Source organism: Alcanivorax sp. HI0083, assembly GCF_001635175.1.
This window is the reverse complement of the sequence record NZ_LWFX01000971.1, coordinates 1-9,478: the sequence shown is the minus strand read 5'-3', so window position 1 is coordinate 9,478 and position 9,478 is coordinate 1. Positions and strand designations below refer to the sequence as shown.

Annotated in this window: 7 protein-coding genes; 5 read left to right on the top strand and 2 right to left on the bottom strand. The window is 58.9% G+C overall.

The annotated features are described in order from the left end of the window. Positions 1-2,508: efflux RND transporter permease subunit (locus A3754_RS11400; RefSeq protein ID WP_063519783.1), on the bottom strand; the 2,508-nt coding region annotated here is incomplete at its 3' end. 27 nt (positions 2,509-2,535) lie between these two features. Further along, positions 2,536-3,756, bottom strand: coding sequence for an efflux RND transporter periplasmic adaptor subunit (locus A3754_RS11395; protein ID WP_063519782.1), 1,221 nt, complete (start codon positions 3,754-3,756; stop codon positions 2,536-2,538). Positions 3,757-3,932: 176 nt separating this feature from the next. On the opposite strand from A3754_RS11395, the gene A3754_RS11390 reads away from it, so the two are divergent. The 5 genes from A3754_RS11390 to A3754_RS11370 form a co-directional block, all read left to right on the top strand. After that, complete coding sequence (locus A3754_RS11390; RefSeq protein ID WP_063519781.1) at positions 3,933-4,574, top strand: TetR family transcriptional regulator; 642 nt, start codon at positions 3,933-3,935, stop codon at positions 4,572-4,574. A gap of 331 nt (positions 4,575-4,905) precedes the next feature. Further along, positions 4,906-6,585 (top strand): long-chain fatty acid--CoA ligase, encoded by a 1,680-nt coding sequence (locus A3754_RS11385; protein WP_063519780.1) that lies wholly within the window; start codon positions 4,906-4,908, stop codon positions 6,583-6,585. A gap of 217 nt (positions 6,586-6,802) precedes the next feature. Then, positions 6,803-7,666: a branched-chain amino acid ABC transporter permease gene (locus tag A3754_RS11380; RefSeq protein WP_063519779.1), complete on the top strand. Its 864-nt coding sequence runs from the start codon at positions 6,803-6,805 to the stop codon at positions 7,664-7,666. After that, on the top strand, positions 7,666-8,730 hold the full coding sequence (locus A3754_RS11375) for a branched-chain amino acid ABC transporter permease (RefSeq protein ID WP_063519778.1): 1,065 nt from the start codon (positions 7,666-7,668) through the stop codon (positions 8,728-8,730). The genes A3754_RS11380 and A3754_RS11375 overlap by 1 nt, the downstream gene beginning before the upstream one ends. Beyond that, the coding region (locus A3754_RS11370) for an ABC transporter ATP-binding protein (RefSeq protein ID WP_063519777.1) at positions 8,723-9,478 on the top strand (756 nt) is incomplete at its 3' end. The genes A3754_RS11375 and A3754_RS11370, both read left to right, overlap by 8 nt.

Sequence of the window (9,478 nt, the reverse complement as noted above, 5' to 3'; positions counted from 1 at the left end):
GTCACCGGTACTGTAGCCGGGTGCCGCGTTGCCCTGGATGTTCACCGAGGAGACGCCGTTGTAACGTTCCAGCTTGGGCGAGCCATAGGTCCAGTGGCCGGTGGCGAACGTGGAGAACGGCACCATTTCGCCCTGATTATTACGCACGAACCAGTCGTTGATGTTTTCCGGCAGCATCCGGTAGGGCGCATCGGCTTGTACATACACCCGTTTCACCCGGCCCCGGTCCACGAAGTTGTTCACGTAGCTGGAGCCCCAGGCAATCTGCAGGGTGTTGTTGATATCACTGATGGACAGGCCCAGCGCCTTGGCTTTCTGCTGGTCAATGTCGATCTGGTATTGCGGGCTGTCTTCCAGGCCGTTGGGGCGTACCCCGGCCAGGCGTGGATCCTGGGCGGCCATGCCGAGCATCTGGTTACGGGCCTGAATCAAAGCCTCATGGCCCTGGCCGGACTGGTCCAACAGCTGGAAGTCGAAGCCGCTGGCATTGCCCAGTTCGGGAATCGAGGGCGGATTCAGGGCGAACATCATGGCTTCACGGATAGTCGAGAAGTAGCCCATGGCGCGGCCAACCACATTGTTGGCACCGTCCACGGACAGGTCCCGTTCTGACCAGTCTTTCAGGTTCACGAACGCCATGCCGGCGTTCTGGCCCTGGCCGGTGAAACTGAAGCCGGCCACGGTGAACAGGCCATCCACGGCGGAAGACTCTTCATTGAGATAGTAGTTTTCCATCTTCTTGAGAACATCGACGGTCTGCTCCTGGGTGGAGCCGGCCGGCAGGGTCACCAGAGTGAACAGAATGCCCTGGTCTTCTTCCGGCAGGAAGCTGGACGGCAGCCGCATGAAGCTGAAACCAAGCACGCCGACGATGACCACATAGATGAACAGGTAGCGGCCACGGCGCCCGAGGATCTTCTCCACGCTGCCCTGGTAGCGGCGGCTGCTCTTGTCGAAGGTGCGGTTGAACCAGCCAAAGAAACCGTGATTGGTCTGGTGCTCGCTGTCCTTGGCCTTGAGCATGGTGGCACACAGCGCCGGGGTGAGGATCAAGGCGACCAGTACGGACAACACCATGGCGGACACGATGGTGATGGAAAACTGGCGATAGATGGCGCCGGTGGACCCGGGGAAGAAGGCCATGGGAACGAATACGGCGGAGAGCACCAGGGCAATACCCACCAGGGCGCCGGTGATCTGGCCCATGGATTTGCGGGTGGCCTCCTTGGGCGGGAGGCCTTCCTCGTGCATCACCCGTTCCACGTTTTCCACCACCACGATGGCGTCATCTACCAGCAGGCCAATGGCCAGCACCATGCCGAACATGGTCAGGGTGTTGATGGAGAAGCCGAAGGCAGCTAACACAGCGAAGGTGCCCAGCAATACCACCGGCACCGCCAGGGTGGGAATCAGGGTGGCGCGGAAGTTCTGCAGGAACAGGTACATCACCAGGAAGACCAGGATGATGGCCTCGAACAGGGTGTGCACTACTTCCTCAATGGAGATGCTCACGAAGGGAGTGGTGTCGTAGGGGAACACCATTTCCATCTTGTCGGGGAAGTAGGGTTGCAGTTCGTCCAGGCGGGCACGCAGGGCCTCGGCGGTGTCCAGGGCATTGGCGCCGGTGGCCAGGTTGATGGCAAGGCCGGCGGCCGGCTGGCCGTTGTAGCGGCCCTGCACGTCGTAGTTTTGTGCTGCCAGTTCCACTCGAGCCACGTCTTTCAGGAAGACTTGAGAGCCGTCGGGGTTCACTTTCAGCAGGATGTTCTTGAACTGATCCACGTCCTCCAGACGAGTCTGGGCAATGATGGTGGCGTTCAGTTGCTGGCCTTCCACCGCAGGGGCGCCGCCCAGTTGGCCACTGGCCACCTGGTTGTTCTGCACCTGGATGGTCTGGGTGATGTCCTGGGGGGTGAGATCAAACTTGTTCAGCTTGTTCGGGTCCAGCCAGATGCGCATGGCGTAGGGAGAGCCGAACAGCTGGATCTGGCCCACACCGGGCACCCGGCTGACCGGATCCTGAACGTTGGAGGCCACGTAGTCGGCCAGATCGGCCCGTGACAGGCTGCCATCCTCGGAGGTGAAACCCACCACCATGAGGAAGGAATCGGAGGATTTGGTGACCTGCATCCCCTGCTGCTGTACTTCCTGGGGTAACAGCGGGGTTGCCAGTTGCAGCTTGTTCTGCACCTGTACCTGGGCAATATCCGGGTCGGTGCCGGGGGCGAAGGTCAGGTTCACCGCGGCGTTACCGAAGGAGTCACTGCTGGAACTCATGTACAGCAGGTTGTCGATCCCGTTCATTTGCTGCTCGATCACCTGGGTGACCGAGTCTTCCACGGTTTTTGCCGAGGCGCCGGGGTAGTTACCGGCAATGGACACCTGTGGTGGCGCAACGGTGGGGTACTGCTCAATGGGCAGGGTGTAAATGGCCAGGGCACCGGCCATCATCATGATGATGGCGATAACCCAGGCGAAAATCGGACGGTCAATAAAAAATCTGGCCATGGGAATCCCGTTTCTCGTCGTTGCGCGTTATTGCGCTGCGCTTTGTGCCTCGCCGGTGTTCCCGGCGGGGGACTGGGGCTGTGCTTGCTGAGCGGCTTCGCCTTGGTTGTCGTCATTCTCGGTGTCCACCGGAGTGACCGGGGCGCCGGGTTGAATGCGTTGCAGGCCGTCGATAATCAGGCGGTCACCGTCTTTCAGGCCGTCAGCGATCAACCACTGATTTTTTACTGCCCGTTCGGTGCTGACCTTCACCTTTTTGGCCTGGTCATTGCTGTCGATCAGCATGGCATAGGCCTGGCCTGTGGGGTCGCGGGTGATGCCTTTCTGGGGCACCAGGATGGCGTCCTCGCGCTGGCCTTCCGGCAGGCGACCGCGCACAAACATGCCGGGCAGCAGCTCGCTTTCCGGGTTCGGGAACAGGGCGCGCAATGTCACGGAACCGGTGCTTTCATCCACGGCAAATTCGGAAAATTGCAGAGCACCGGCTTCCTTGTAATGAGAACCGTCTTCCAGGATCAGGGTGATGCGGGCTTCATCTTCGCTGACTTGCTGCAGCTCACCGGCTTGCATGGCCTGACGCAGCTGGCGCAGCTCATTGCTGGACTGGGTCAGGTCCACGTAGATCGGATCCAGCTGACGAATGGTGGCCAGCGTGTTGGCCTGGTTGGCCGTGACCAGGGCACCTGCGGTGACGCTGGAGCGACCAATGCGGCCACTGATAGGCGCTTCGATGGTGGCGTAGTCCAGGTTGATCTGGGCACTTTGCAGGTTGGCGCGGGCGGCTGCCACAGCGGCCTTGTTCTCATCCAGCTGGGCCTGTGCTTCGTCGTATTCCTGCTGGCTCACCGCTTTGTAATCCAGCAGTTTCTTGAAGCGTTTGGCGCGCAGGTCGTTGGACTTCAACGTTGCCTGGGAGCGTGCCAGCTCGGCCTTGGCTGTGGCCACGGCGGCCTGATAGGTGCGCGAGTCGATCTTGTACAGCGGTTGGCCGGCTTCCACTTCCTGGCCTTCCTCAAACAAGCGCTTCTCAATGACGCCGCTGACCTGGGGCCGCACTTCGGCAATCTGGTGCGCAGTGGTACGCCCGGGTAACTCCCGATTCAGGGTGATGGTTTCGGCTTTTACCGTGACGAAACCGGCTTTGGGGGCCTGCTGTTGTTGTTGACCGGGCTGGCCTGCATCGCCGCAGCCGCTAAGCTGCAGGACGAGCGCGCCTGCCATCAGGGGGAGAATGAAACCGCTGCGCATAATCACCTCAGTGCTTGGAAACACGCTAAAGCACGCCACAGACCGGTCCCGTGCAGACGGACCAGTGACGCTTGCATGAAAATTGAATCAGGTTCAGTATATACATTCGACGATGTATGTATAGGCCTGTGGGCCAACTTGCACAAAAAATCCTTAATTCCATTTGGGAGCCTCCTATGGTCAGGCGCACCAAGGCCGAAGCGATGGAAACCCGTACCCGGATTCTGGATGCGGCTGAGCAGGTATTCCACCGCAAGGGTGTGTTGTCCGCTTCATTGAATGATATTGCCAGTGAGGCAGGCGTGACACGAGGGGCGATTTACTGGCATTTCAAAAATAAACACGATGTCTTCATTGCCATGGCGGATCGTCGGCGCTTGCCCTTTGAGGCCCTGGCTCAGCGGGCGGAGGCGGGCGATGAGGCGGATCCGTTGGGTCGCCTGCGCGAGTTTATGGTCTATTTGTTACAGCAAGTCGCACGGGACCCCTCCCAGCGGCGAGTTTTCGAGATCATGTTCCAGAAGTGCGAATTCAGTGGAGAGAACCTGGATTTGATGCAGCGGCAGCAGGATGCCTGTAAAGCGGCCTCCGGAGGGCTGGAAACCACCTTCAGGAATGCCATTAACAAGGGGCAGCTGCCTGCCGGGTTAGACGTTGGTCGCGCGGTGACATTACTGCACAGCCTGCTGACCGGGCTGATCATGCACTGGTTGCTGGACCCGTCGGTGTTTGAGCTGGCGGATGCGGCACCGGATTATGTGGATACCTTTTTGTATAGCCTGCAGCACTCTCCCTCTTTGCTGACGGCCCAAGCCTAGCGGGCTGGCGCCCGTTTCCTGCAATAAAATACCTGTCCGAATTTCTGATGGCCGGTGTGTGCATGCGGCATACTCAGTGGTATGTTCTTGGTCCCCGGCTTGCCTTTCCTGATTTTCCCTCCCTGCGATATTTGTTTTCAAAAAACAAAACGTAGTTCCAAAATAGTATTGACGCCCCCTTTGGGGCGTGTCAGATTGACCGGCGAGTCAACACTTTGTATTCACCGATGAGCAGGCTGCGCTAGCCCGGTCTTATCGGTTTTATCCGGCGGTTTCCGGGTATCAACAATAAAAGCAGCTCTGCGAGGGCTGCAGTTCGGGAGAGTAAGACATGTCTGATCGGCATCATGCGGTCTGGCCAGAGAATATGCCCAAGCATCTGAGCCTGCCGCAGACCAGCCTCTATACCAATCTGGAGGTGTCTGCATTGCGTTACCCGCAACGGGACGCGATCAACTATTACGACAGCCCCCTCACGTTTGCCCAGTTGAAGCAGCAGGCGGATGCCCTGGCGGGCTACCTGCAATCACTGGGGGTGGAAAAGGGCGACCGGGTGCTGCTGTTCATGCAGAACGCCCCCCAGTTCATTATCAGCTACTACGCAATCCTTCGTGCCAACGCCATTGTGGTGCCGGTGAACCCCATGAACCGGGCGGCGGAGTTGGAGCACTACCTGGAAGATACCGAAGCGTCTGTGGCGATTTGCGGTCAGGAGTTGCTGGCGGCGATTGCGCCTGTGGTGGGCAAGGTGAATCTGCGCCACCTGATTGTGGCGGCTTACAGCGATTACATCGTCCGTGACACGGACTTGCCCCTGCCACCGGAAGTGGAGGCGCCTGCTGCTGCCCTGGCGGACCCGGCACACCTGGCCTGGAAGGACGTTATCGCGGCCGCCAAACAGCCCAGTGAATTGCTGGTGGGGCCGGATGATCTTGCCGTGTTTCCGTACAGCTCGGGCACAACCGGTGCGCCTAAAGGTTGTATGCATACCCATGCGTCGGTGATGGCCACCTGTGTGCAGGGGGCCGTCTGGAGCCATGGCACCACCGAGTCTGTCACCCTGGCCACGCTGCCGTATTTTCATGTGACCGGCATGCAGGGCTCCATGAATTCGCCCATCTATGGCGGTTCGCTGATTGTGTTGATGACCCGTTGGGACCGCCGGGTGGCGGCCAAGCTGATCGAGCGCTACAAGGTGAGCCGCTGGGTGAACATTGTCACCATGGCTATCGATCTGTTGTCCGATCCGGACGTGGAGAAATACGACCTGTCCTCCCTGGAAAATATCGGTGGCGGCGGGGCGGCCATGCCGGCGGCGGTGTCCGACAAACTCTTCAAGCTGACCGGCCTGCGTTACATGGAAGGTTACGGCCTGTCCGAAACCATTGCCGGCACCCACATTAATCCCACCGACCGTCCCAAGTCCCAGTGTCTGGGTATTCCGGTGTTTGATATCGATTCGCGCATTATTGATGTGGAAACCGGCAAAGAGCTGGCGCAGGGCGAAGTGGGGGAAATCATTACCCATGGCCCGCAGGTATTTCAGGGTTACTGGAAACGCCCCCAGGAGACACAAAAGGTTTTTCTGGAGCTGGATGGCAAGCGCTTCTTCCGCACCGGTGATCTGGGCTACATCGACGAAGAGGGCTACTTCTTCATCGTCGACCGGGTCAAACGCATGATCAATGCGTCTGGCTTCAAGGTGTGGCCGGCAGAAGTGGAAAGCCTGATGTATCGCCACCCGGCGATTCAGGAAAGCTGCGTGATTTCCACCCCCCACGAACGCCGAGGTGAAAGCGTGAAGGCGTGCGTGGTTCTGCGCGATGACATGAAAGGCACGCTCACCGAGCAGGCCATCATTGATTGGTGCAAAGAGGAAATGGCGGCCTACAAGGTGCCGCATGTGGTGGAGTTCCGCGATGAACTGCCCCGTTCGCCCACCGGCAAGGTGATGTGGCGAGCCCTGCAGGAGCAGGAGTGGGCCGGCCATGAGGAACAGCAGGCATCGTAGATGACTGCACCCGGGAGCGTCTGGATTCAGGGGCTCCCTTGCGGCCTGCCTAATGGTGGGTGGGCCGAGTCAGCTCCAACATAAAAGATAAGCGGATGCGCTACTCCGCGGAGCTGAATAACAACGCAAAAACGAGAAACCGCTTCCCGTGATCGGTGATCAGGGAAGGGCGGCAAATGGCCGCTAGCGGGTTTCTCCCAAAACAGGAGGCTTTGCCTTGGAACTGTTCTTTCAACAAGTGCTCAATGGCCTGACGCTGGGCAGCATCTACGGGCTGGTGGCCCTGGGGCTGACGCTGGTGTACGGCATTCTGCACGTCCCTAATTTTTCTCACGGGGCGCTGTATATGGTCGGCGCCTATGTCTCGTATATCACCATGGTCGACTTCGGTGTGAACTACTGGGTGGCCATGTTGCTGGCTGCCGTGGCAGTGGCGCTGCTGGCGGTACTGTGTGAACGGTTGGTGTTCAACCCGCTGCGCCATGCGCCCCCGATTCACGACAAGATTGCCGCCATCGGCATCATGTTGTTTCTCGAAGCGCTGGTGCAAATGCAGTGGGGCGCCGAGTTCCGTCGCATGCCCACGCCCTATACCGACATTCTCGATATTGCCGGCATGACCATTCCGGCTCAGCGGGTATTGATCATCGCGGGTGCGTTTTCGTTAATGGCAGTGCTGCATCTGTTCCTGAAGAAAACCATGACTGGCTCCACCATCGTGGCCATGGCCCAGAACCGTGAAGGCGCCTTTCTGGTCGGCATTGATGCCAACCGGGTGGCGATGATGACATTCGCTATTTCCGGGGCACTGGCGGCGGTTGGCGCCACCCTGTTCGCGCCGATCAACCTGGTCTACCCGGCCATGGGGCATCTGCTGATCATGAAAGCCTTTGTGATCATTATCCTGGGTGGCATGGGCTCCATACCCGGTGCCATTGTTGGTGGCCTGATCATCGGCTTTGCCGAAGCGTTCGGCGGCTTTTATATCTCCACCGATTACAAGGACATCATCGCGTTTGCCCTGCTCGTGGTGATTCTTTCCATCAAGCCGACTGGCCTGTTCAGCAAGGGGGTTCACTAATGAGTGCCCTGACCAAGATTTCCAATTTTTTTATGACCCCGGCCATGAAGATCGCAATGATCGTGGCGGCCTTGCTGTTCCCCTTTGTGGCGGGCAACGAGTACCAGATCTATGTGATGGCACTGGCGTTTGTCTGGGCCATTGCTGTGTACGGCATGAACATCATCACTGGCCTGTGTGGTCAGTTGAATCTTGCCCACGGCGGTTTCTTTGCCATGGGGGCGTACGCTCTGGCGATTCTTACTGTGGATCATGGCTGGGCCTTCTGGCCGGCGTTTATCGCGGCAGGGGCCGTGGGCGCTATCCTCGGTTTTCTGGTGGGGGTGATTTCCCTGCGCCTGAAAGAACACTACTTCGCCATCTTCACCCTGTGCGTGGGCTTCATTATTTATCTGTTGCTGGATAAGTGGGAAGAGCTGACCCACGGTGCCCTGGGGATTATCAATATTCCTGCGCCGAGCGGCTTCGGGCTGGTGGACTTCACCGAGACCACTCCGTTCTACTACCTGGCGTTGGCATTCATGGTGCTGTCCATCTGGCTGGCATCACGGATCGCGCATTCCCTGTTGGGGCGGACCTTCCTTGCCATTCGTATCAGTGATGACCTGGCGGCGTCGCTGGGGATCAACCTGATGCGCAACAAGGTGTTGGCGTTTGTGCTGTCTACCACCTACGCCAGTGTGGCGGGTGCGCTGTATGCCGGCATGGTGCGTTTCATCGGCCCGGCGGAAGCCGAGGTGACACACACCTTCGACATGATTACCTACCTGTTGGTCGGCGGCATTGGCACCCTGATGGGCCCGCTGCTGGGTACCCTGGTAATTACCTGGCTGACCCAGTCACTGCAGTTCCTGGAAGAGTACCGGATGATCGTGTTCGGGCCGATGCTGGTGGTGCTGGTGATCTTCTTCCCGAAAGGGGTCGTGGGTTCCTTCCTGTCCTGGCGCGGTCGTCGCCTTGCGGCGGCGCACGATGCCAGCCAGGCAAAAGAGAAGGCGGCCAGCAATACGTCGTCCAGCAAGTCCTCGGCAGCATCCACGCAGGAGGCCGGTAACCATGCTTAAGATTCATAACCTCACCAAACGTTTCGGCGGGCTGGCGGCGGTCAATAACGTCAGCATCGAATTCGAAGCCAACAAGATCAACGCCATCATCGGTCCCAACGGGGCCGGCAAGAGCACCTTCTTCAATCTGGTGGCCGGTGCCATGGCGCCCACCGAGGGGCGTATCGAATACCAGGGCATGGACATTACCGGCATGGCCTGTGATCGCATTGCCCGGCTGGGCATTGCACGCACTTTCCAGACCACCATGCTGTTCGATCAGTCCACGGTGCTGGACAACCTGATTGTGGGCCACCGTCTGCGCACCCAGTCACGCCTTTGGGATGTGATCATCAATTCCAAACGCCTGCGCGACGAAGAGAAAAAGTGTCGTGCCCGGGCCCAGGAAGTGCTGGATTTTGTCGGCCTGTCTCACATCGGTCATCGCATTACCGCGGATATCAGCCAGGAAGAGAAAAAGCGCGTGGCATTTGCGCTGGCACTGGCAACGGATCCGGAGCTGGTGCTGCTGGATGAGCCGGCAGGCGGGATCAACCCGGAAGAAACGGAAAACCTGGCGGCCTTGATTCGCAAGATGGTGGATCACGGTGTCACGGTCTGCCTGATTGAGCACAAGATGGACATGATCATGAGCCTGGCGGACAAGATCATGGTGATCGACCACGGTGAAAAAATTGCCGAAGGCACGCCGGATGAAGTGAAAAACAATCCGTTGGTGATCGAAGCCTATCTGGGGAGTGATGAAGAT

What these genes read in the sequence shown, in the direction of transcription:
- A3754_RS11395 (WP_063519782.1), bottom strand. Translation starts at nt 3,756, where the DNA reads ATGCGCAGCGGTTTCATTCTCCCCCTGATGGCAGGCGCGCTCGTCCTG.
- A3754_RS11390 (WP_063519781.1), top strand. Translation starts at nt 3,933, where the DNA reads ATGGTCAGGCGCACCAAGGCCGAAGCGATGGAAACCCGTACCCGGATT.
- A3754_RS11385 (WP_063519780.1), top strand. Translation starts at nt 4,906, where the DNA reads ATGTCTGATCGGCATCATGCGGTCTGGCCAGAGAATATGCCCAAGCAT.
- A3754_RS11375 (WP_063519778.1), top strand. Translation starts at nt 7,666, where the DNA reads ATGAGTGCCCTGACCAAGATTTCCAATTTTTTTATGACCCCGGCCATG.